Raw genomic sequence first — 23,180 nt, forward strand, 5'->3', positions numbered from 1 at the left:
GTATTTCCTTTTTATAATCACTGATTTATAAAACCTGGTACCATAAACACACCGTGTACATCTTTTCCTTAAGCTTACGTATCCGCTCATCAAGTACACGTACGGATACCTGAAGTTCATCCTGTTGTTGTGGGCTTAATCACACATGATCTTTCCGTCCGATACGGTAAGATCCCCGGGAAATGCCTTCCATTTAAGCGCATCAACCCCCTTGATCTCGTTAGTATACAGCTGCATGGACTCTCCTTTTATAAATTTGAGTAAAAATGTCTGAAGTATTAATGACAAATCTTTGTTCATCACACTGCCATACATACGTAAACCATTACTGTTTCCCAGGAGTGTCGCCACTGCATCAACCGACCCAGAACCCAGCTTTTCGAGTACCGGTTTCTCATCCCAGTACATAACATATACTCTGCTTCCGCCCTCGGAAAGACTTACCGCAACCCGGTAAATACTAAGGGCGAGCCACTCTTCTACAAGCTTTGACTTTGTATCAAGTTTAGCTGAAGCATCCGCCTGTGTCCGGATATATTCCTGTACCGCATCAACTATCGGACCATTAATGCTGCTTTTGATCTCGGACATAGTTTCAGATATAAGAACTTCATAATTCTTTTTCCCGACAAATGAGCGAAAAACTGAAGTTTCATTACTTGGAATTCCAATGATGAAATCTATGTCTGAAGCATATCCTTCCCGGTAGGCATGGTACAGATCAACAGGAAACCATGTTCCGTCGCAGACCGGTCCGCAAAAGTCCTTCCAAAGCTTTTGTGATGCATCCTTCAATGATCTCGTATCAAGCCGGACAAGCTCATCCATCGTCTTTGTATTTGTCTCTTTTAACAGATTCTCTGCCAGGATTCGTGATCCGTCCGGCGTGTCATATATCATTTCAGGACTGCCGAAAAATACAAAAGCTTTATTAAACAGCCCCATGGTACGCTTATCAGCTGTAAGCATACAGATAGATGCCGCTCCGGACTCAAATCCAATTACCGAAATCTTTTCAGGATCACCTCCGAATGCAGCTATATTTTCTTTGATCCATTTAAGTGCCGCAATCTGATCAAGAAGCCCCAGATTTAATGCGTCAGGGTAAGCCTCTCCTCCCGGGACAGTTGAAAAATCGATAAATCCGAATATACCAAGGCGGTAATTGAAGCTGATAAATACAACATCCGGATGGGATCCGGCATAATTGTAACCATCAAGCAGGGGATCGGCAGATCCTCCGGAAGTAAAATCGCCGTGGTGGAACAGCACAAGAACGGGTTTTTTTGATCCTCCTGTTTTTTTAGTTCCTGTAAAAATATTTAAATAAAGACAGTCTTCACTCTGCCTGTGAAGCTTTAAGATCACTCCACTATGCTCGACCTGTATGGCCGAAGCTCCGAAATTTACAGCTTCAAATACATTCTCCGATGAAGGAAGCGGTTCGGGAGCCTTCCATCTGAGTTCACCAACCGGTGGCTTTGCATAAGGAATCCCAAGATATCGGATTACGTTCTTTTGCTTTTCTCCGACGAAGATACCGGTTCTTGTCTTTACTGCGCAGTCTTTATCGTATTCACCAGTTATAGCCCGGTTCTGCATGTTGGTTTCCTCGATATCTTCTTTTTTCACATCGAATATAAATCCTTCACTTCCATTCCCGTAAAGCTTTCGGATCTTCCGTATGTGGTATGCACGCAAGATAAGATTTATTACAAAACCGCTAACGGGAAGTCCGATGACAAATGCGGACTCTTCCATTATGTAAGCAAGCATTGAAACCCCCATCCACCTTACAGAAATACACTGGGCAGCCACGACAATCAGAAAGATCACCACAAAAGTAATGACACGGTTTATTGGCTTTTTCTGGACAGCCTTACTGAAGACGATTGCGCTTATGAGCTCTTCGAGAACAATTCCCAGAACAAAACATGCCGCTATACATGCGAGTTGCGGCCAGCCAAGAAGGTATGCGATGTTTTCGCCAAAGCCATAACCCAGCGCAGCAATGAATGCGACCATGAAATCATCAATTGTAAATAATCTTTTCATAATACTCTCCTGAACGTGTAGACGGATTTCAATACTTCTTAACCGCTTAATAGATATCATTTAGTAAGAATGACAATCCCAGTCTTTGCGGATAAGCTGGATATCAGGTTCAAGTTCTGCCCACCGGCTTTCAATAAGCCGCTGATAGTAATCAGTGTCAGGTAAATACGGAAACCACATTTTCTATATATGCCATAACTCATTTAACAACACTATAATATCACAGATTTTTTGACCGGATAAATGTTCCGGTTATCATAAAAGCTGCATAAAGGTAAGCAGTTAAAGTCATATTTAGATATAATTTATAATGTTTCACGATTTAGAAAAATATGTTTCACAATATTTACAAATACTATATATTGTATATAAATCATAGTTCATTTACTCTATATTGTATCCTTCTTTGTTTCCCAAATACTCCTTGCCCTATGTTTCACGCCCCTGTCTCCCTTTCGTTTACACTAAATATTTTATAAAATTTATAATTGTTTTATATTTATACCATGTGTATTTTATTATATTCAGAACACTCGTTTGTGAACCCGGTTCACATTTGTCGCATCCATATTCTTTATTATTATTAAAATTTATTTGGTCACTATATACATATATTACCTATATATTTATTTGAGCGGGATCTGTTTGTAATTTATTATACGAATATTATTTTGTGTATTTTGAGATAATTGTAAAATAATCCTTTCTTCATTCATTATTTAGTGTAAACATTTCGTATTTATCAATCCGGAATTCAATTACCATGTCAAAGTTGTTTTGGTTCAATATCTGATTCAATATTCGATAAATCGAGTGTGAACTGAGTTCACAAACATGTGTTCTTGAACTCAGTTCACACTCTATAGTAGATCTCCTACCTTTACTCATCCCGAAAGATAATTAAATCATCACACAAAATCAAATCACAATCATACAGTAATTGTGTCAAGCAATATCAAGACAAAATAAAAAGCAAATGATTAATATTCAAAATAAAAATATCGCTGTTTAAAACTAACAATCTGATATAAATACATTCAGACCATAATAGTTATCCACTTTGGATTTAAACCAGCCTAAGATCAAATACAAACATATCAAAACGAGATAATAAAAGCATAAATAAAACCCAATAAATACAAATCAATATAATGACTTTATTCAAAAAAATAAAAAATCAGATACTTTTATAATCAAAAATATTTCATTTATGCAAAAAATATAGTACAATAAATGTGATATATATTTTGCAGAACATCTGTACGGAGGAATAAATGAGCATTATTTGTGCATTCAATAAAAAAGGTGGTGTAGGTAAGACCACCAGCTGCGTAGAACTTGCGTGTGTACCTACACTGGTAGGTAAAAAATCCCTCATAGTCGATATGGACTGCCAGGGTAATTCAAGCCAGGTATACAGAGTTTTTAATGAAGAAAATTCTGATATAACAGACCTGCTTTTCGGTGATGCCACACTTGAGGAAGTGTTGGTACATTCAGAATTTGGAGTAGATGTACTTCCCAATAACAAACATGTTAAAAGACCGGATCAGTTCTTCTATTCAAACGGCTATCAGGAAAAGGATCTTTTCAGACTTAAGGAAGTCCTTGATAAGGTAAAAGGAGACTATGACACTATAATCATTGACAATAACCCTGCAGCCGACAGCTTTTCGGATATGTCATTGATAGCATCTGATTACGTACTTATCCCGGTTGACTCTGCAAACTTTTCTTACGACGGAATTGCAGACGTAATCCAGGACTATTACAGAATCCAGGCAGATTACAACAGTGAATTACAGATCATAGGTGTACTTCTTGCACATGTCAAAGCAAGAACCACCCTTGTACGTCAGAAGTATTCAGCATACGATGCCATGTTCCAGAATATAGCATTAAAGTCAGTAATAAGAGATGATAACAATATCGCTGAATCTCTTTCCAGATATATGCCTATTTACTATTACGATAAAAAGACCAATGCAGGAACCGACTACATAAATGTTGCTCAGCAGTTATCATTGATCGATCTGGATGACTACAAGAAACTCCTTAGAAAATACTCAAATGCCAAAACCAGATTTGAGATGGATAAGCATTAAAAAAATCCTCGAAACAAGAATTGCATAATGGATATAAAAAGTCTTCAAGGCTGACTACATCTTCATGTTAGTTTCGGATATTAAGACTCAAAAACCAGGATTTTTAGAATAGGAGTAGTTAAATGGCAGCAAAAAAAGATGCCGCACCCCTTGGATATAACAACGCGGCTATATTATTTCAAAATACACAAAAGAAGCTTGATACTGTAAGTCTTGACCTAGGTAACGGATCAAAGATCGAAATGATCCAGTATGAGAAACTGGTCACATTCCCTAACAATAGAGATATCGACGACACAGATATTGATATATTCTCAGAAAATATCGAAAGAAACGGATTCCAGTCAGCCATCGTCGTAGCAAGAGAATTTGAAGGTGGAGAAGAAAGAAGCGGAAAAGCAACCGGTAACTTTATTATCATTTCAGGTCACAGAAGATATGCCGCATTTTCTCTGATACTTGAGAGAAACCCTTCCTTCATGCACAGAAAACTTCCTGCATTGATCCTCAGGGATGATATCCCATGGACAGAGCTTGAGGAGTTAAATCTCCTTATGAACTATGATGCTGTATCAGAGTCCTCACATCCCGGAGATATGAGAAAAAGAGTTTCCAGACTTATGGAACTTCTTCAGAGCAGAGGCATCGAAAAGAAGTTATACGACAGAATTGCAGAAAAACTTTCTATTTCTTCAAGACAGATCAGAAAGTATGATTCGATCAACAAGAATCTAATTGTAGGTCTCCAGACATTGCTTGATGAAGAAAAAATTTCCATCAATCAAGCAAACCAATATGCATCACGAAGCATAGATGTTCAGAACTATATATTGAATTATATTAATGAACATGGCGAGGCTGTAACTGATGACGAATATCAACAGTTAAAATCTCAGGATGAAGAAAGACAGGCCGCACAAAAAGCTGCTGAAGAAAAGCTTCGCGAAAATGAGCAAAAGCTCAAGGAACAAGAGAATGAAATCCTGAGGTTGAAGAACAAAACCCTGGAACTAGAATCTCTGGTTAACAGCGATCAGGAAACCGATGAAAGCTCTTCGCTTGAACTTATCAATACTCAGGCTCAGCTTAGAAGAGCTAAGGAAAAAGCAGATAAATACCATAAGATCCTTAAAGAAGCTAAAGAAGCAGATGAGGAACAGCTTAATAAATCTATAGGCATTTCGGCACCCATTGCCGTAAATGAAATGATATCCAAGATAAATGACAATGTCATAAAGCTGGTTAAACGAAAAGAGAAGAGAGGATATCAGTTCAGTAAGAACGATGTACAAAAGATCAGAACCATCATAGATGATCTTCAATCCCTGATCTCAGATATATAAGACTTAGAAAAATAAAGTGTGAGTAAATTTACGTACAAAATATAATTTGATTTGTTCTGACTACTTGATCCGGATTTAGAAATATCAAAGTACAAAACACCAATGAATAAAGCCTGGTTCGCTTTATCATTGGTGTTTTTAATTTAAAAAGATAATGAAAAACAACTACTACAACTTCATGATTTTGAAAGTTAAGTAAATTTACGGTCGGGGCACGGTATTGTAGTAGTAGATAATATTAATTTATATATTTTATTTATTTTATAATCTTATAGAAGAAATCCCGTCAGAGTTGAGTACATATACGTTGAAAATAGAGCGGATATACGGAGAATAGAGAGTGGAAGTACGTTAAACAGTGAGTGATAGTACGTAAATATTGAGTTTTTGTACGGTGAAAGAGACTAAAAAGACGGAATAGTTGAGGAATTGTACGGTATTTAAACTGTAATTGAAATAGTCCGGATGGCAGAAATCAATAAAAAGGTGAGTAAATTTACGGAGAGATAATATGAGAATTGATTTATTTTACGGTTAAACGGCAATAAACCCGGAACAAAAAGTTGAGTAATTATACGGTACATTTAATTGTGGGAAAAAGTACGTAAAATCAAGGGTTTTAAGTGTGATGGAGCAGGCAAAAGTTGAGTAATTGTACGGAACTTTTTTTAATCGGAAATAAATATGATTATCAGGGATCTGTAGAAAGTTTGAGTAAATTTACGGAGAGAAAATACGAAAAATGAGTCATTTTACGGACAATCGAAATAGAACCGCTATATAAAGTTGAGTGAATTTACGGAAGTGGTGGTGATTATTACGGAATACCCTGCTTGAAATTGAGAGAATTGACGGTAGATTTATAGTAAAAGTTGAGTTATTATACGGCAAAAGTGTTTTTGAACTGATGAAAGTATAGTAAATTTACGGAAAATAATATCCGAAGGGCACATAATGTTGAAAGTTGAGTAAATGTACGGATCAGATACGCTTACAGGAGTACAGCATTAAGCGAAAGTTGAGTTCGCATACGGAAATTATAGAGAATTTACGTAAAAAACCTTCCAAAAAGTGAGTGAAAATACGGAAGGTTGAGCAAAAATACGTAAAAGTTGAGTTAAGTTACGGTACCGGAATCATTGAAATACACTTTATCTTACTTTACAATAGGATTTAATCAATAAGAGAGAATAATCCGTATGATCACTCAACTTTCGGTGCAGTCTGCTTATGATATGTTAAAAGAAGGTTGATTAAAATTTCGTTCAGGAATTCAGCGAATTACAGGAGTTTTTATTTTTATGAGTCACAGTATAGAAAAAGCTCGAAAACAAAAGGTTGCCAAAAGCACAAAGATGGTTCAGGAGGGAAAATTCTCGCTTACATTGGTTGAAAGTAAAGCCGTAAATTATCTCATCTCTAAGATAAAGCCCACGGATGATATCAATACGGTATATACCTTTAACTGCAGCGAGTTCCAGCAGATCATACATCGCAGTGCATCAGCCAATAAGTTGAGCTATACCAATACAAAGGCGATACTTAATGATATAGGACAGAAAACCTGGTGGATAACATTGGAAAGCGGCAAGGAAGCAATGGTCCACTGGCTTAATGTTGTGCATATGGATCCCGGAAGCGGTGATGTAGAAATAAAATTCCATGAGGATATGTTTCCGTTTCTCTATAACCTTATGACAGACAAGGAAAAGTATTATATAGCACCACGTCTCGAAGAGACCTCGCTTATGACGCATAAGTACAGTCCGAGAATCTTTGATCTTTTGAGATCCTATCAGTTCAATAATAAGACCTGGACATTTGAGCTTGGAACCGGTACGGACAATGACTTTATGAGAAAGATAGCCGATTGGGAACCGGATCCGAACAAAAAAGGAAAAAATATAGCGAAGATCCCGAAGAGCTGGTCTAAGTTTTCATTTTTTGAAAGAGATGTACTTGCTCCGGCAAAGGAAGAGATAAATCATTATACAGATATAAAAATCGCGTATGTTGCATTAAAAACCGATGCCATGGGCAAAAAGTATCGCCGTCCGGTACGTATAAAATTCCTGATGGATGCAAAGACCAGCGGAGAGTTAAAGGAAACCCAGAGCATTCTGGATTCAGAGTACAAAGGCAATTTTGACAATATCATCGATGATAGCGAACCTCATCAGATGACTCTCGAAGAATCATTTTTCGGTAAGGATTTCATGCGGAGTGAGGCGGAAGAAGAGCTCTTTACCGTTGATGAAGTGGTGGAAGATGCTGCCAATGCAGAAGAGCTTGCTGAAAAGAGAGCGGATGAGACGGTTTATCCGATATTTTACATGGCAACCTACAAGGATTTTTCAGAGGACCAGATTGATAATCTTTATCATGCATGCATAAAGAATCTTAAACCCGGACAGATCCGGATTGATGCTTATGATGCCTGGGCTACGGATTATATGTCTCACTACTATGACTGGATAAAAGCAACACCGGAAGATACAAAAACTACAACCTATAAGCGTTTACTGGCAAGTCTGGTAAATGATTATGAGCAGATAGCACAGAAGCCAACAATGTGGGATAAGAAGGGTTAAAATGGCAAAGTTTAAAGAATATAAAAACGGAATAGTCGGAATAAAACACGGAATATACTATGTTGTTTCAGGTGAAGGGAAAACCTTTGACATCGTAGACAAGGAAAAAAACAGCATCGAAAAAGGCTTTGGAAGTATAGGTGATGCTGAGTGGAGGATAGATAAGATCACCGCTGATGAGGAGATGCGTCAGTACATAGACGCTGCTTCGCAGATGACCATAGGGCAGCTTACAGGAAAGATGATGGAGATTTTCAATACATGGGATGGCAAGGTTATGCCTAAGGAAGAGAAGAAAAAGCTGTCCATTGTTGAAACCATAAGAAACAGGAAGGCCAAGAAACTGGCAATATAAAAAGAAGGGGAGCCTGCTCCCCTTCTTGATTATGTCTCATTTACCTGACCGATGATCACGCAGTTTTCTGAATTTTCTGTTTTGCTGATTGCTTCCGGATCATTTTTGAGCTTAAAGTGCTCGCTTAGCGGCATGGCCATGATCTTGGTGGTCTTGCTGAATTCGTTGTAGGAAAGGAATACAAAAAAGTTATCAATTTCCATCTTTTCAGGATCAGGTATGCTTTTATACAGCACAAGCTCGTGAATAGCCAGTAGCAGGATGAATAAAGGACAAGCAGTGAAGAAAATCTGATAAAGATCATATGCTTCAAAGAATCTGAACTTCTCATAATTAAGAGAAATCTGGTAGGCTCCGTACATCATCAGAAGAATAAAGGCATACGCAAAAAGGTAACGCTTTTTTATTTTATGAAACTCCTTGTGCATATCGGTACGGACTTTATATTCCTCTTTCCATTTTTTATAAAGCTGGTTTCGTTGTTCGGCATTGATCTGAAGCTGCATATGTTATCTTACCCTCCCAAAAACCGATCCTAAAGGTAACAAATCATAAATTAACGAATGTATAATCGTTAAAAATAAAACGAATAATGCATAAAAATGAGGTATATTTATAATAGCGTCAAAACCAAATGAAATATTACGAAATTAGAAAAATTTCATAATAATATAATCCCTCGTTTATCATTTTCGGGGACATTCGGGAGATCGGTATTAAGAACGGAAAATCAGGGATGATAAATAATAAAACTATAAAAATTTCTAATTATCGGAGAAAGAATGAATAATTATACTTTTTTTGCAACCATATCTAGAATGAAATATATCGAAAGATGGGCACTAATGAGGAACTCACGTCCGGAAAATCTCAGTGAACATGCTGTCGAAGTTTCTATGATCTCCCATGCTTTATGCATAATAGGTAATGTAAGATACGGGAGACATCTTGACGGGGAAAGAGCTGCTCTCATCGGCATCTATCACGATGCCTCCGAGATCATTACCGGAGATATGCCCACTCCTGTAAAGTACTATAATGAAGAAATAAGGCATGCATACAAATCAGTTGAACGTATAGCAGAGGATCATCTTCTGGATAGACTCCCCGATGATCTGAGGCCGGCTTTCAGCAGCATCTTTAAGCCCAATAAAGAGGATGAGGATGAAATGTATATGCGTAAGCTTGTGAAAGCAGCTGATAAATTATCGGCGCTCATCAAGTGTATCGAAGAAGAAAGATCCGGTAACAAAGAGTTCACTACAGCACAGAAATCAACATTGAAAGCCCTGGACAAGATGAAGGAAGAGCTTCCGGAGGTAAAGGACTTCATGGATGAATTTTTGAGCTCCTATGGCAACACACTGGATGAGCTGGCACTATGAGCTAAGATCCGGTTTTCATGAACTGCCGGTAATCTACCGGACAACAGCTTTTAACATCGAAAAGGTATTTAATATGGCATATTTTGGAAAATTCTATCTGGATAAGGAAAAGGATGTTATCGTAACTTTAAGCATGAAGGAAGATGTGATGTCCTATATACTTGAGACTCCAAACCACGGTACCGGGAATCTGATAACAAATTTTGCCAAGGTGTGTGATCTTCCCATTACTTATAATTCAGAGGGACTTAAGGTGATCGAAGGCATGGTTCCCTGTTATTTTAATGGAGAAAATGAAAAGGTCTACATACTCAGGATGGGAGATACCAAGGTTGCCAATATCTATCCCGACGGGACTATCGAGAGAAAGGCCTATGTGCCTGCAATCGCCAAAACTCTTATGAGTCAGACAAAGGGATATCTTCTGGACATCAGGAAGACTCTGGTAAAAACCTACATCAGGGAGGATGTGAAATTCCATACGGATCTTCATACCCACAGAAGTGCAAATCTGAGCCCGGATATTCTCATCGCCATGGGCATCCATCATCAGATAAGGTATCCGTACTATTACATCAAAAAGCTGGGTCTGAAGATCACTCCCGAGCAGCGTGAAGCTTTGGAGGAGCAGAGAAAAAAGGTTTCTTTGAAATTTAAAAACAGCGGTCTTCAGGGCAAATATCTCGAAAGAAAAATAGATGACAACACTGAGATCAATTTTGCGGATCTGATCCTTAACAATATTTCCGGAAGCCGTTATAACATTCCTAAGATAAGAGCATCCCTTGCGGTGATGAAGGATGGTCAGGCGGTTTTCACTAATCTTGAGAAAGTATATATTTACAGATATGTATTCACAAAGGGAGTGGAAGCCCGGAAGAAAATAAAGATAAAGGATATAGAGTCTGTACCGGATAAAGATATCGTTAATGCACTAAAGCAGATGGAGATGGACAGGAGAAATCCGGATTACGCTGACAATACACTGTATCAGGATAAGCTTCTCTGGACTGCAAGAGCTTACCAGAAAAACGGAATCGTTTATGCAGAAATTTCAGATACAGCCCTTGTGAAGAAAGAGGAAGCGGCGGAGACCTTACAGCAGATACATGAGGTTATGCCGAAGATCACCAGAGAAACCGGAGTAACGTTGAGATTTCTTGCTGCTCTCAGGCGTATCCCACTTACTATTTTAAAGGATCAGGTAGCCCGCGGCAATTATTTCACTGAGAATCTTCAGGTGCTGAAGGCCGTGGCTGTGGATCCATATATTGCGGGAAGTGATTTTGTGGGCGAGGAGATCAATGATATCCTCGAGCTTAAATCGGTTATCGGAGCTATCGTTAAGATAGCGAAGGACATACCGTCCTATGTTGTGAGGATCCATGCAGGTGAAAATGATTCCCTTCCGGATAATGTTTTCAACAGTATTAAATGCGTTGAGGAAGCATTGGCAGAGGATCAGAATTTTCCTCATATGAGAATAGGTCACGGACTTTATACTGCGGATCTTGATACGGAAAAGGGCAGGGAACTCATCAGAAAGCTTTGCGAGCTGAAGGTTGTGCTGGAATTCCAGATCACTTCCAATGTTCGTCTCAATAACCTTTCAACACTGGATACCCACCCATTAAAACAGTATTTAAACAGCGGTATAGCATGTATCCAGGGAACAGACGGCGGAGCACTTTACGGAACGGATTCTATTGATGAACAGCTGTCTCTGGAGCGTATGCTGGAGCTTAATCATAAGGACTTTTTAAAGATGCGTAAGGCGGAGGATGCCATACTCAGTAAGTCCATGGTTGAGTTTAATGAAAAGATCCAGAAATTCTATGCAATGTGCAAGGGTATGTCGCCGGAAGAATTCCTTAAGGAAAGGATCGATGCCGAGTCAGAGGCATTTATGGACCTTGATGGCGGAGAAAGAAAATACGACAGCGCCCTTGAATTCAAAGATAAGATAAAGGAGATGCCGGATGACCTCATACCTGTAGTCATTGCCGGAGGAAGTTTCAACAATGCCCATCACGTGACGAAGCTCCGTGAGCAGGAATGTAAACTGTTGGATGATCTCATTAATAAAGGAGATCCGGGCAAGATGTTTTTCGTTGTGGGACCCTCCATGACAGGCTATGAAAAGTACGTGCAGGAACAAGCCGGTGACAGATATCAGATTTTTGTTTTTGTGCCTGCCACAACCACTGAGGAAGAGATCAGTAAACTAAGGGATGTCAATGTCGGAGTCCGTGTATCCATAGAATCATCTCCGCTTGGTACCTACAAGAGCTTTGCCTATGAAATATTTAAGCGTCGTCAGTCCGTTATGATAGCTCTGGATGGAAACAGCGCAGCCTGCAATCTCATGCAGGATGCGAGAAACAGCAAGTATGAAAGCCGTATTTTTGTTGATTCTCGCGCCAAAGTCCTGAAAGCAAAGGCAGATTCGCTGCAAGGATACATTACCTATATAAAAGACGGAGATAATGCTGACGAGATACTGGGATATGTTGACAGGTATCTGGGAGCATCGGAAGAATCAGATTAAGGCTTTAAATGGAAGTATGAATACTCAACTTTCAGCATATCAGGAGCATTTGGCAGCGATTGTGAGGGTTGAGTGAATTTACGGTTTAAAAGGAAGATGATGTGAAGAGATATTCAGTACTGTTTGTGATGTCTAAAAATGCAGCAGAATGGAGCCAATCAGATCTACATTGGTATGTCAGAGATAAACGGCGAAAAACATGCGTTTATAGAGGAGATTGTTATGACAGATTATCTTATCGGAGTTAAAAATAAAAAGAGAAAGAAGTTCCGTTCTCGTATATTAGCTGCCTTTCTTTCTCTGACCATCATTTCCGGGTGTATGACATTGCCATCCTATGCTGTGGAGGACGAGGATGATCCTGAGTTTGACGGAGTTGTGGATGTAGAGGCGCTGGGCGGAGTCGCCAGGTTCGGTAGTCCGGTGTCCAATCCTGCCCATGCTGCAGGCATCCTGGAAGCACAGGAAGCAGCGGTTTTGCATGGAGTAAGAAACAGCTACATGATATGTCCGGATGGGTTTGAAAGGTATTTTGATGAGAATGGTGAGATGGTGAGAGACCGTCTCGTTCCGGACAGAAGTGCTTATGTTGACATTGACGGCGTAAAGCTCAACCCTCAGGACAACAACATTAACAAGACCTTTATGAAATATGCGAGCCACGGAAGAAGAGCCATTGCCTACGACAAGTCTTCCCACTACCTGGAGGTTTGGGATAACGGAAAGGTTATAAAATCATATATGGCAACTGCCGGGGCGGGTGAAGGCAGCAAGGAAAAGCAGGGGGATTATAAAACTCCTGTGGGATACTACTATATATGTGAAATGAAGGTATCCGATGCCTTGAAAGAGGAAATGAAGGTAAACTATCCGAACATAGTGGACGCAGAGAATGGACTGAAAAAAGGCATCATAGGACAGTCCACATTTACCGAGCTCCTGAATGAAAACCGGAATCTGGAGAAACCCTCCGGAAAAACCGGGCTCGGGGGAGGTATCGAGATCCATGGTAACGGCCAGCTCATGGATGCCACCCGGGGTTGTATAGGAGTTAAAAATGAGTGGGTCAGAGACATCTATGATGTGATGGAGCTGGGTGACAGAGTTTATATAGTTGAGTAACAGAAAGAGTTTAATACAGTGACATTTGCATGTCAGATTTAAATACAAAAAAGGGGTTATAGAAAAAGTATGAAGAGGCTGAACATTTTTCTGATTTTGGCAGTAGCGGGAGCACTGATGGCAGAAGCTGCCGCCTGCAATGCAGCGGGAATTCCTGAGGCAACAGATGCTTCAGAGGCAACGTCTCCGGCGGAGGTTACAGGGGAGTCCGACGGAACGGCTGAAGGCGGTTCAGGTGAACAGGAAAAGATAGTAATCGAGAGTAATAAGATAGAGAGGGCTAAATTTGAGTTCCCTTATACTTCGAGAGTATTGACTGCGGTAAACGTTCACGCTGACTCGGAAAGTGATTCTGAGGTTCTGGGAATTCTTGAGGAAAATGCAGAAGTGACCGTAGAAAGGAACATCGAAGGATGGGAGCAGTTCAGCTTCGACGGAAAGACCGGATATGTGCTCAAGAAATATCTGATTCCGGATCAGTATGTTGCCATGAACAACCAGTTCCTGGAGTCACCGGTGGACATCAGCTGGATCGACCCTTCAAAGCCGATGATAGCTCTGACCTTTGATGACGGACCTAAGGCGGAAGTCACAAACCGTATACTGGATTCCATTCAGAATAACGGAGGACATGTGACCTTCTTTATGCAGGGAAGTAGGGTTGTTGGTGAAAACAATGACTGCGTAAAGAGAATGGTGGAGCTTGGATGTGAGCTCGGAAACCATACCTATACACATAATTACCTTGACTCCATAGCTCTTGATGATATCAGAACTGTAATAAGAGAATGTGACTATATGGTAGAGGAGACTGTAAAAGCTGCGCCTACAGTTTTCAGACCACCCGGAGGAAACCGTACTGCTGAGATCAATGCCAAGGTTGGAGAACTGGGGCTTCCCATGATCATATGGTCAGTTGATACCCTTGATTATTCAACCAAGGATCCTGACAACACCATAAAGGTGGTGCTTGAACAGGCGAAGGACGGAGATATCGTTCTCATGCACGATACTTATGCTGAAACTGCCACCGCAGCCGAGTATCTCATTCCTGCCCTGCAGGAGAAGGGGTTCCAGCTTGTGACCGTTAGTGAAATGGCCAAGGCAAAGGGTTATGATATGGTTCCCGGCTCTGAAGTTTATAATATGAGGGGATAACAGTATCCCACACCGTTAAGCTGATTAGAAAAGGTGGTCACATTTGTGGCTGCCTTTTTCAATTTATGAAATCAGAAAGACATTTCTTCAGGTTATAAATTAAAAATTTTTTATGTAAAAAATAACTGATTGTAATACTACATATTGTTTGAGGAAATATAGTTTGCTATAATTGTGTTATGCGGCGTTAAAGCATAAAAGTGTTAAAGTATGTGCGGATACTACATGTAGCTTAAATGAGACTATATATGGTATCTGTTCACAAAAGAAGGAGGATAATGTATGAAAAGAATTGCAAAAGTCATGGCATCTGTTCTTTTGCTCTCAACGGTTCTCACAGCCTGCGGAAGCAGTGGAGGAGGAGCAACCATTGAGACGGTAGCAAAAACAGAGGCTGCTACAGAGGCTGCAACAGAAGCTGCCAAGGAAGAGAAGGCAGAGACTGAAGCTGCAGCTGACACTGCAGAAGCATCTGCAGACTACCACATCGGTATCGTAACCGGTTCGGTTTCACAGTCAGAGGATGACAGAAGAGGAGCTGAAGCATTCCAGGAGAAGTATGGTGAGGACAGAGTTATCCTTGCTACATATCCTGATAACTTCACAGAGGAGCTTGAGACAACTGTTCAGACCATCGTAAACCTTTCTGATGACCCTGAAATGAAGGCAATAATCGTTAACCAGGCTATCCCCGGAACAACAGAGGCATTCCGTCAGATCAAGGAAAGAAGACCTGACATCATCTGTATCGCAGGTGAGTCACATGAGGATCTTCCTGAGATCGGAAGCGCTGCTGACCTTGTATGTAACAACGATTTCGTAGCACGTGGATATCTCATTATCCGTACAGCTCACGAGCTTGGCTGCGATACTTTCGTTCACATTTCATTCCCACGTCACCTTTCATACGAGACCATGAGCCGTCGTGTTGCTATCATGAAGGCTGCTTGTGAAGAGTTTGGTATGAATTTCGTAATGGAATCCGCACCGGATCCTACAACTGACGTTGGTGTACCGGGAGCACAGGCATACATCGCTGAGCATGTTCCTGAGTGGGTAGAAAAGTATGGTCAGAATTCCGCTTACTTCTGTACAAACGATGCTCACACAGAGCCACTTCTCAGAGGACTTCTTGAGAATGGCGGATACTTCATCGAGGCTGATCTTCCATCACCTCTTATGGGATATCCCGGAGCACTTGGACTTGATCTTACAGCTGAAGCAGGAGACTTCACAAAGATCCTTGCAAAGGTTGAGAGTGCAGTTGTTGAAAAAGGCGGTGCCGGCAGATTCGGAACCTGGGCTTATTCATATGGCTACACAGTTTCTGCAGGTCTTGCACAGCACGCTATGAACGTTATTGACGGAAACAGCGAGCTTACAGATATCGACGATATCTCAAAGGCTTATGAGGAGTTCTCACCGGGAGCTGCATGGAACGGTTCAAACTATACAAATGCTGATACAGGTGTTAAGGCTGACAATACATTCCTTATCTATCAGGATACATACATCATGGGCGATCCTGGTAAGTATATGGGATCAACAGAGATTGAAGTTCCTGAGAAGTACTTTACTACAAAGTAAGTACAGCTAAAGGATGCTTTCAGATTGCGTCGCAAATAGGTTAAACCACTGTGGGGAGATGTATATCTCCCCATATTTTTGGGATTAGCCATATCGCTATCGCGATAATCAAACTTATTGAGAAAAGCTTAAATATATCTCAATTTTAGAAAGGTATTATAACAATGAGTAAAGCACCACTACTTGAAATGAAAAACATTAAGAAGGACTTTTTCGGGAATCAGGTTCTTTCAGACATTAACCTTACAATAGAGGAAGGTGAGGTTGTAGGTCTTTGCGGAGAAAATGGTGCAGGTAAGTCTACGCTGATGAAGATACTCTTCGGAGCGGATGTGATCCGTGAAACCGGAGGATACGGAGGAGACATTATACTGGATTCCCAAAAGGTGTCATTTCAGTCACCCTTTGACGCCATTGCCGCAGGAATCGGCATGGTTCATCAGGAATTTTCACTTATTCCGGGTTTTACTGCAACAGAAAACATATTATTAAACAGAGAATCAAAGAAAAAGAGCGTGCTGTCAGACCTTTTCAGTGACCGTATGGATACACTGGACAGAAAGGATATGGACAGACGTGCCATCGAAGCCATAGAAAAAATGGGTGTCACCATAGATAAGAATATGCTTATAAGCAACATGCCTGTGGGACACAAACAGTTTACGGAAATAGCAAGAGAGCTTTCAAAGGAACAGCTGAAGCTGCTTATACTTGATGAGCCTACAGCAGTTCTTACAGAGAAGGAAGCGGAAGCTCTTCTTGATTCTATAAGGGGAATGTCTAAGAGAGGCATTGCCGTCATTTTCATCACACACAGACTTGGAGAGATCCTTGCGGTATGTGACAAAGTAGTAACCATGAGAGACGGTTACGTGGTAAATGAATCAGCTACAAAGGACACCAGCGTTCAGGACATCACTAAATGGATGGTGGGACGTGATGTTGCGGATTCAGATGTATCTTATGTAACCGAGGATACCGGAGCGGACAAGAACATTATCATGTCCATAAAGAATCTTTGGGTAGATATGCCGGGAGAGACAGTAAGGAATGTAAGCCTCGATGTAAGAGAGGGAGAAATCCTCGGAATCGGAGGACTTGCCGGACAAGGTAAGCTGGGTATCCCTAACGGAGTTATGGGCCTTTATCAGTCAGGCGGAACGGTAACCTTTGAGGGTAAGGATATACCTCTTAACAATCCGAGAAAATGTCTCGATTCTTCTTTCGCATTTGTATCGGAAGACAGACGAGGCGTCGGACTTCTTCTGGATGAATCACTGGAGTGGAATGTTTCCTTCCCGGCCATGCAGATACAGGATAAATTCCTCAAGAAGTATTTTGGCGGACTTCTCAAGTGGAGAGATGATGCAGCCATCAGAGAAGTTACCGATAAATATATAGAAGAGTTCAAGATAAAGTGCACCGGTTCAACACAGAAAGCAAAAGAGCTGTCAGGTGGAAACCAGCAGAAAATCTGTCTTGCCAAGGCATTTGCACTTGAACCCAAGCTTCTTTTTGTAAGCGAACCTACAAGAGGTATCGACGTTGGAGCCAAGGCATTGGTTCTTGATGCATTAAAGAAGTTTAATAAGGAGCAGGGTGTCACCATCGTCATGGTTTCTTCGGAGCTTGAAGAGCTGAGAAGAACCTGTGACAGAATAGCCATCGTATCCGGCGGCAAGGTGGCAGGCATACTTCCGGCAGGAGAGCAACTTGAAAAATTCGGTGAGCTCATGCTGAAAAACTGTTAAGGAGTAAATTGTGATGACTGAAAAAACTAATACGATCACTCTTAGTGACAGGGTGAAGGATATAGCGAAGGATTTTGGACTTCCGAGACTTATCATTACCGGATTTCTGGTACTCCTTCTTGTGGTTTCACCTTTTGTAGGAGCTGATCTTCCTACACAGATCTCAAATATCATAAACCGTTTCAGCTGGAATGGAATCCTGGTGCTTGCAATGGTACCTATGGTTCATTCGGGCTGCGGTCTCAATTTCGGATTGCCTCTCGGAATCATTTCGGGACTTTTGGGAGCAACACTTTCCATTGAGCTTGGATTCTCAGGAGCATTTTCCTTCCTTATGGCAATCCTTCTTGCAACACCTTTTGCACTTGTGTTTGGCTGCATTTACGGATGGCTTTTAAACAAGATCAAGGGCGGAGAAATGATGATCGCAACCTATGTTGGATTTTCATCGGTTTCTCTTATGTGTATGATGTGGCTGCTTCTTCCTTACCACAGTCCCAACATGGTCTGGGGTATGGCAGGAAAGGGTCTGAGAACAACTATTTCCCTTGAAGGCTACTACACACAGGCACTTGCAAAAATTCTGCAGATAAACATCGGAAATCTCTCTATTCCAACCGGTTCAATTCTTTTCTTTGCACTTTTGGCTTTCGGAATGTGGGCTTTCCTTCACACAAAGACGGGAACTGCAATGACTGCCGTAGGTTCAAACCCGGAATTTGCAAGATCTTCAGGTGTAAATGTTGACAAGATAAGACTTATCTCCGTTGTAATGTCTACCTGGCTGGCAGCCATCGGAATCCTCGTTTATGAGCAGGGCTTCGGATTCATCCAGCTTTACATGGCTCCGTTCTATATGGCCCTTCCTGCAGTATCTGCGATTCTCATCGGAGGTGCTTCAGTTAATAAGGCGTCAGTAATGAATGTTATCATCGGAACTATCCTTTTCCAGGGTATCGTTACCATGACACCGACAGTTATGAATAATATGATTCATCTTGATATGAGTGAGGTTATCAGAATAATTGTTTCCAACGGAATGATTCTGTATGCACTTACAAGAAAAACGGAGGAAACAAAATGAATAAGGTAAATTATGGTGATTTATTAAGACGTTTTTCCGTTCCGCTCATGTTTGTTATCATATGCGCTGTGTGCGCACCTATCTCGGGACTTTCCCCAAGCTATCTTTGCAATGAGATAGTTACAAGAATGGGAAGAAATGCTTTCCTGATATTGAGTCTTCTTATCCCTATCATGGCAGGAATGGGACTTAATTTCTCCATGACACTGGGTGCCATGGCTGGAGAGATAGGACTTATCCTGGTTAGCGACTGGCAGATAGTGGGCATACCCGGAATGATACTGGCTATGATAGTTTCTGTTCCTATCTCAGCTCTTCTCGGACTTTTCTGCGGAAAGGTTCTCAATATGGCCAAGGGCCGTGAGATGATAACCAGCTACATCATCAGCTTTTTCATCAATGGTATCTACCAGCTTGTCGTGCTTTATCTTATGGGACCGGTTATCCCTATAAAGCACAGCAACATCAAGCTTCCAAGAGGCTATGGTATCAGAAACACAGTTTCACTTCTTTCCATGAGACAGAAGCTTGATAACCTTATTCCTCTTAACATCGGGGGTGTTAAGATCCCTGTGGCAACCTTCATTATCATATTCCTTCTTTGCCTCGTTATCATCTGGTTCAGAAAGACAAAGCTTGGTCAGGATATGAGAGCTGTAGGTCAGGATATGGGTGTTGCCAGAGATTCAGGTATCGATGTTGAACGTACCAGAATCATATCCATGGTTCTCTCGACTGTATTTGCGGGAATCGGAATGATCATTTACCTCCAGAACATGGGTAACATCGCAACCTACAGTTCACACTCTCAGATCGGTATGTTCTGTATCGCGGCCCTTCTGGTTGGTGGTGCGTCTGTCGAAAAGGCATCCATCGGTAATGTTTTCCTCGGAATCATTCTCTTCCACACCATGTTTATCGTGGCACCGAAGGCAGGAACTGTTATAACCGGTGACTCAATGATCGGTGAGTATTTCCGTGTATTTGTATCTTATGCGGTTATTACAGTGGCTCTTATCATGTATGAGACCAATAAGAGAAAGAACAAGTCAAAGGCCGGTGAGCAGCTGGCACTGGCTCAGGAGGAAGCAAATGAATAATTCGAAAAAGAAGACATTGATATATCGTATTGCAGCCTTTCTGGTTATCATGGCGATAGCAGCTGTTATGTTTGTTATCGGAAGAGGCCACACGGTTTACTTTGATAATAAATCTTCTGATCTGGTAGCCGAAGTTCCTTATAAAATTGAGGTAAGGGTGGACGGAAAGAAGGTCGCTTCTCTTAAGAAGAACGAGCGTGGTATGGTGGATGTCATGGGACAGAAGCTGACCATGGAGCTTGTGGTAACAGAAGAGAAGAACGGAGAAGCAGTACAGATGAAGGTTACTCAGCCTCTTCCATACAACATGGATGGAATTATCTTGAACGTTCCTGCCATGCTCAACGGGGCTTCTCAGGATCAGTATATCTCAGAATTTATTTCTGTTCCTTCCGAGGCTGATGCAGCAGAAGAAGTTGTTGTAACTGATGATACAGCCGGACTCATGGATTTCGGCGAGGAAAGCGAAGCATCACAGGGTTAAAAGACCGGAGCCGGAGCTTTATTTTGACAATTAAATCAATTTAAAGAAGCGGCAGTGTATAATTACCGGCTTCGATATCTCAGTAAACAAAAGCCTTCCGAAGAAGACGACTCAGAGTCATCCTTCTTCGGAAGGCTTTTATAATTCATTCAACCTGCAGAACCAGTTTAAAAGGCAGACACCATAGCGAAGCTAAGGGAAAAGAAAGTATCGATGTCTCAATTGAAGGATACACAGCAGATATCTCAACTATTATCGTATGATTAATTATATTTGTCGAGAACCAATGATGCCCTGTGATTTTTATTTTTCTCGGCGGGAAGATTCAGTAATGGTTTTTGAAAATAATGCCGACTATATATTTAGTTGTTTTCAGGAGAAAAAACTTTTCGAAGGAGGAAAAGGGATGATCATTAAAGCTGTAAAATTATTTGAAAATGGATTCATGACACAGGCGCTTGCTTTTGGCGGAGAAGGGAAGGATGGAATAAATCCTGTCAAAAGGTATCGGTCGAGCCTTCAGAACTATGTGATCGATACCGGAAGTGAAGTCATACTTGTAGATACGGGTGTGCCTTCTGAAATGCCGGAACAGGTGCCGGATGAGAAAACCATGATCTATATGGGAAAGAAAGTGGCAAATTATGTGGCTGCACTTGCTGATGCCGGCTATAAGCCTGAGCAGGTAAGCAAAATTCTGATAACTCATAAACATGCCGATCATACCGGAGAATTGCGCGCTTTTCCAAATGCAACGATTTATGCTGCAAGAGAAGAATGTAAGGCTGATGAGCTTAAATCATTTTCAAATGTTGTGCCCGTGGACTTTACGGATGGAGCCTATAAGAATTTTAAGGCTTCACAGAAGATTGCTGACGGAGTCTGGTTTATCGAGGCGAAGGGACATACAACAGGCAACAGCATTGTGATCGTGGAAGACGGTGACCTGTTCTATATGATCCATGGAGATGTAACCTATACTGATGAAGCCCTTTATGAAAATAAGCTTTCCATTGTGTTTGAGGATGTTAAAGCAGCAAGGGAGACTCTGGATGCGGTACGGGAATTTATAAAGAACAACCCTACGGTATATCTCTCTACACATACGCCGCTTGGATATGAGAACCTTGAAGAGAAGAAGGTTATCGATCTCGATAATCCTCCGGAGAGTAAGCCTGTAGGGGAGATTTCTGTCGGTAAGGCAACTGGCAAGTATGTCTGCAGTGTTTGCGGATACATTTACGATCCCGCGGAAAATGACGGCATAGCTTTTGAGGATTTACCGGATGATTGGAAATGTCCAAAATGCAGGCAGGGCAAAGAAAAATTCAACAAAGCATAATCTAAAAGTTTTCTGATTTCAGGTTTCTATGTAACAGTTCATAGGAACACCTTAAAGTATTACTATACCGATCCTGGCCTTAGAAACTCATTACTGAATTTTCGACAATATGAAGAAACTCATTTGATGGAGAATGCTATTTATAGTAACCGGTGATCATAAAACAACTGTAGATATGTCAGGTGCCGGCAAGCTTAGCAGCTGGTCAGATTATAAGGCAGAAAAGCCTTCGCAGCTTTCATAACGAACTGATCGGCACCATGAGACCCATGAAGGAAATGAGAGGATAGAACGCGGCTACTATAAGAAGCAGCCCCTGACTTTTTGGGCAGGGGCTGCTTTTTGAAATGTGAGTTAATTTGTAAACATCTTAGAATCCGGCGCCTGGCTGCATTCCTATGAACATCGCCGGGTTCATCTGCGGTCCGTATATCATATATGTAAGTCCATCAGCATTTTTATTAAAAGGAATACTCAGTACTCCGGCCATGGTGCATGGAACTTCTATGCTTGTGCCGTCGCTGAATACAACGGTGTATGTCTGACCGGCTGAGACATTGGCAGCAACAGGAACCTCCACAGTAGCGTTGATGGAATCAGCAAACATATTACCAAAGCTTACAATTCCTGCGCCCATGACATTCTATGTTCCTCTGATGCCTGCATTTGCAGCCGTGAAATTGTTGATGGCGGTTAATGTATCTACGATCCTTAGAACGTAGCCAACGTTTAACACCTTATAATTCGGTTCCGAAGCCTGTTCCTCACTTCCTCCTGACACTGTGACATCTCCCTTGATCTCCACCGTGACCTCATCGCCATTGTCCATGGATACATCTACAGCCGATGTTCCATCTGTACAGGAAGCAGAATCCTTCTCGATTTTTTCTTCATGTGCAGTTTCTCCGCTTTTCACTTCTATTTTTGACGAATCCAGGTTATTTTCTGTTTGATTGTCAGGCTCTGCCAGCACTGTGACCGTTGAATTCATGCATAAGGCTGCCGCGAGTATCACAGCCAAAACCCTTTTTCCGCATAAGCTCCTTCTCTTCAAAACAAGACCTCCTCTTATCTGTCAATAATTTCCCTAATCTTATATCGACACATTGTAATAATTATAATAGCTCTTAAAAAGGAGCCGAGGGGACGGAGTCAGTGAACCATCTTGTA

Annotated in this window: 18 protein-coding genes; 14 read left to right on the plus strand and 4 right to left on the minus strand. The window is 41.1% G+C overall.

Annotated elements, in window-relative coordinates:
* Window positions 1-135 precede the first annotated feature (135 nt).
* Window positions 136-2,055: a carboxylesterase family protein gene (locus G625_RS21640; RefSeq protein WP_029201925.1), complete on the minus strand. Its 1,920-nt coding sequence runs from the start codon at window positions 2,053-2,055 to the stop codon at window positions 136-138.
* A 1,274-nt stretch (window positions 2,056-3,329) separates the two neighbouring features.
* Between G625_RS21640 and G625_RS0116205 the strand changes: the two genes are divergently transcribed.
* The 4 genes from G625_RS0116205 (at window position 3,330) to G625_RS0116220 (ending at window position 8,449) form a co-directional block, all read left to right on the plus strand.
* Entirely contained in the window at window positions 3,330-4,160 is an 831-nt protein-coding gene (locus tag G625_RS0116205; RefSeq protein WP_029201926.1) for a ParA family protein, read from the plus strand.
* Between the two features lie 122 nt (window positions 4,161-4,282).
* Entirely contained in the window at window positions 4,283-5,503 is a 1,221-nt protein-coding gene (locus G625_RS0116210; RefSeq protein ID WP_029201927.1) for a hypothetical protein, read from the plus strand.
* Window positions 5,504-6,804: 1,301 nt separating this feature from the next.
* The gene (locus G625_RS0116215) at window positions 6,805-8,094 is read left to right on the plus strand and encodes a replication initiation protein (protein ID WP_029201928.1); all 1,290 of its coding nucleotides are present in this window, start codon (window positions 6,805-6,807) and stop codon (window positions 8,092-8,094) included.
* 1 nt (window position 8,095) lies between these two features.
* A complete protein-coding gene (locus G625_RS0116220) occupies window positions 8,096-8,449 on the plus strand; it encodes a hypothetical protein (RefSeq protein WP_029201929.1) in 354 nt (117 codons plus the stop codon).
* A 29-nt stretch (window positions 8,450-8,478) separates the two neighbouring features.
* Here G625_RS0116220 and G625_RS0116225 read toward each other — a convergent pair whose 3' ends face one another.
* Window positions 8,479-8,955 (minus strand): hypothetical protein, encoded by a 477-nt coding sequence (locus G625_RS0116225; RefSeq protein ID WP_029201930.1) that lies wholly within the window; start codon window positions 8,953-8,955, stop codon window positions 8,479-8,481.
* Window positions 8,956-9,231: 276 nt separating this feature from the next.
* Between G625_RS0116225 and yfbR the strand changes: the two genes are divergently transcribed.
* From yfbR to G625_RS23675, 10 genes are all read left to right on the plus strand, one after another.
* Window positions 9,232-9,834: a 5'-deoxynucleotidase gene (gene yfbR / locus G625_RS0116230; protein ID WP_029201931.1), complete on the plus strand. Its 603-nt coding sequence runs from the start codon at window positions 9,232-9,234 to the stop codon at window positions 9,832-9,834.
* On the plus strand, window positions 9,803-12,382 hold the full coding sequence (locus G625_RS0116235) for an adenosine deaminase (protein WP_242826656.1): 2,580 nt from the start codon (window positions 9,803-9,805) through the stop codon (window positions 12,380-12,382). The genes yfbR and G625_RS0116235 overlap by 32 nt, the downstream gene beginning before the upstream one ends.
* A gap of 138 nt (window positions 12,383-12,520) precedes the next feature.
* Window positions 12,521-13,504 carry a L,D-transpeptidase gene (locus G625_RS21645; RefSeq protein ID WP_049895972.1) on the plus strand — a complete coding sequence of 328 codons (984 nt, stop codon included), beginning with the start codon at window positions 12,521-12,523 and terminating at the stop codon, window positions 13,502-13,504.
* A 69-nt stretch (window positions 13,505-13,573) separates the two neighbouring features.
* On the plus strand, window positions 13,574-14,662 hold the full coding sequence (locus tag G625_RS21650) for a polysaccharide deacetylase family protein (RefSeq protein ID WP_049895973.1): 1,089 nt from the start codon (window positions 13,574-13,576) through the stop codon (window positions 14,660-14,662).
* A 282-nt stretch (window positions 14,663-14,944) separates the two neighbouring features.
* A complete protein-coding gene (locus tag G625_RS0116250; RefSeq protein WP_029201933.1) occupies window positions 14,945-16,249 on the plus strand; it encodes a DUF3798 domain-containing protein in 1,305 nt (434 codons plus the stop codon).
* A 164-nt stretch (window positions 16,250-16,413) separates the two neighbouring features.
* Complete coding sequence (locus G625_RS0116255; protein WP_029201934.1) at window positions 16,414-18,000, plus strand: sugar ABC transporter ATP-binding protein; 1,587 nt, start codon at window positions 16,414-16,416, stop codon at window positions 17,998-18,000.
* A gap of 13 nt (window positions 18,001-18,013) precedes the next feature.
* Window positions 18,014-19,084 carry an ABC transporter permease gene (locus G625_RS0116260; protein WP_044933284.1) on the plus strand — a complete coding sequence of 357 codons (1,071 nt, stop codon included), beginning with the start codon at window positions 18,014-18,016 and terminating at the stop codon, window positions 19,082-19,084.
* On the plus strand, window positions 19,081-20,184 hold the full coding sequence (locus G625_RS0116265; RefSeq protein WP_029201936.1) for an ABC transporter permease: 1,104 nt from the start codon (window positions 19,081-19,083) through the stop codon (window positions 20,182-20,184). The genes G625_RS0116260 and G625_RS0116265 overlap by 4 nt, the downstream gene beginning before the upstream one ends.
* Complete coding sequence (locus G625_RS20560) at window positions 20,177-20,668, plus strand: DUF6672 family protein (RefSeq protein WP_044933289.1); 492 nt, start codon at window positions 20,177-20,179, stop codon at window positions 20,666-20,668. The genes G625_RS0116265 and G625_RS20560 overlap by 8 nt, the downstream gene beginning before the upstream one ends.
* Before the next feature lie 406 nt (window positions 20,669-21,074).
* Window positions 21,075-22,010, plus strand: coding sequence for an MBL fold metallo-hydrolase (locus tag G625_RS23675; protein WP_029201937.1), 936 nt, complete (start codon window positions 21,075-21,077; stop codon window positions 22,008-22,010).
* 370 nt (window positions 22,011-22,380) lie between these two features.
* Here G625_RS23675 and G625_RS0116285 read toward each other — a convergent pair whose 3' ends face one another.
* Both G625_RS0116285 and G625_RS0116290 read right to left on the minus strand, forming a co-directional pair.
* On the minus strand, window positions 22,381-22,647 hold the full coding sequence (locus G625_RS0116285) for a hypothetical protein (RefSeq protein WP_029201938.1): 267 nt from the start codon (window positions 22,645-22,647) through the stop codon (window positions 22,381-22,383).
* A 6-nt stretch (window positions 22,648-22,653) separates the two neighbouring features.
* Window positions 22,654-23,064 (minus strand): hypothetical protein, encoded by a 411-nt coding sequence (locus G625_RS0116290; protein ID WP_029201939.1) that lies wholly within the window; start codon window positions 23,062-23,064, stop codon window positions 22,654-22,656.
* Window positions 23,065-23,180: the final 116 nt, after the last annotated feature.

The sequence above is a fragment of the Oribacterium sp. NK2B42 genome, assembly GCF_000424445.1.
Classification (GTDB): domain Bacteria; phylum Bacillota; class Clostridia; order Lachnospirales; family Lachnospiraceae; genus Oribacterium.

Coding starts and splice junctions, on each gene's coding strand:
- G625_RS21640 (WP_029201925.1), bottom strand. CDS start 2,055: ATGAAAAGATTATTTACAATTGATGATTTCATGGTCGCATTCATTGCT.
- G625_RS0116205 (WP_029201926.1), top strand. CDS start 3,330: ATGAGCATTATTTGTGCATTCAATAAAAAAGGTGGTGTAGGTAAGACC.
- G625_RS0116210 (WP_029201927.1), top strand. CDS start 4,283: ATGGCAGCAAAAAAAGATGCCGCACCCCTTGGATATAACAACGCGGCT.
- G625_RS0116215 (WP_029201928.1), top strand. CDS start 6,805: ATGAGTCACAGTATAGAAAAAGCTCGAAAACAAAAGGTTGCCAAAAGC.
- G625_RS0116220 (WP_029201929.1), top strand. CDS start 8,096: ATGGCAAAGTTTAAAGAATATAAAAACGGAATAGTCGGAATAAAACAC.
- G625_RS0116225 (WP_029201930.1), bottom strand. CDS start 8,955: ATGCAGCTTCAGATCAATGCCGAACAACGAAACCAGCTTTATAAAAAA.
- yfbR (WP_029201931.1), top strand. CDS start 9,232: ATGAATAATTATACTTTTTTTGCAACCATATCTAGAATGAAATATATC.
- G625_RS0116235 (WP_242826656.1), top strand. CDS start 9,803: ATGGCAACACACTGGATGAGCTGGCACTATGAGCTAAGATCCGGTTTT.
- G625_RS21645 (WP_049895972.1), top strand. CDS start 12,521: ATGCAGCAGAATGGAGCCAATCAGATCTACATTGGTATGTCAGAGATA.
- G625_RS21650 (WP_049895973.1), top strand. CDS start 13,574: ATGAAGAGGCTGAACATTTTTCTGATTTTGGCAGTAGCGGGAGCACTG.
- G625_RS0116250 (WP_029201933.1), top strand. CDS start 14,945: ATGAAAAGAATTGCAAAAGTCATGGCATCTGTTCTTTTGCTCTCAACG.
- G625_RS0116255 (WP_029201934.1), top strand. CDS start 16,414: ATGAGTAAAGCACCACTACTTGAAATGAAAAACATTAAGAAGGACTTT.
- G625_RS0116260 (WP_044933284.1), top strand. CDS start 18,014: ATGACTGAAAAAACTAATACGATCACTCTTAGTGACAGGGTGAAGGAT.
- G625_RS0116265 (WP_029201936.1), top strand. CDS start 19,081: ATGAATAAGGTAAATTATGGTGATTTATTAAGACGTTTTTCCGTTCCG.
- G625_RS20560 (WP_044933289.1), top strand. CDS start 20,177: ATGAATAATTCGAAAAAGAAGACATTGATATATCGTATTGCAGCCTTT.
- G625_RS23675 (WP_029201937.1), top strand. CDS start 21,075: ATGATCATTAAAGCTGTAAAATTATTTGAAAATGGATTCATGACACAG.
- G625_RS0116285 (WP_029201938.1), bottom strand. CDS start 22,647: ATGGGCGCAGGAATTGTAAGCTTTGGTAATATGTTTGCTGATTCCATC.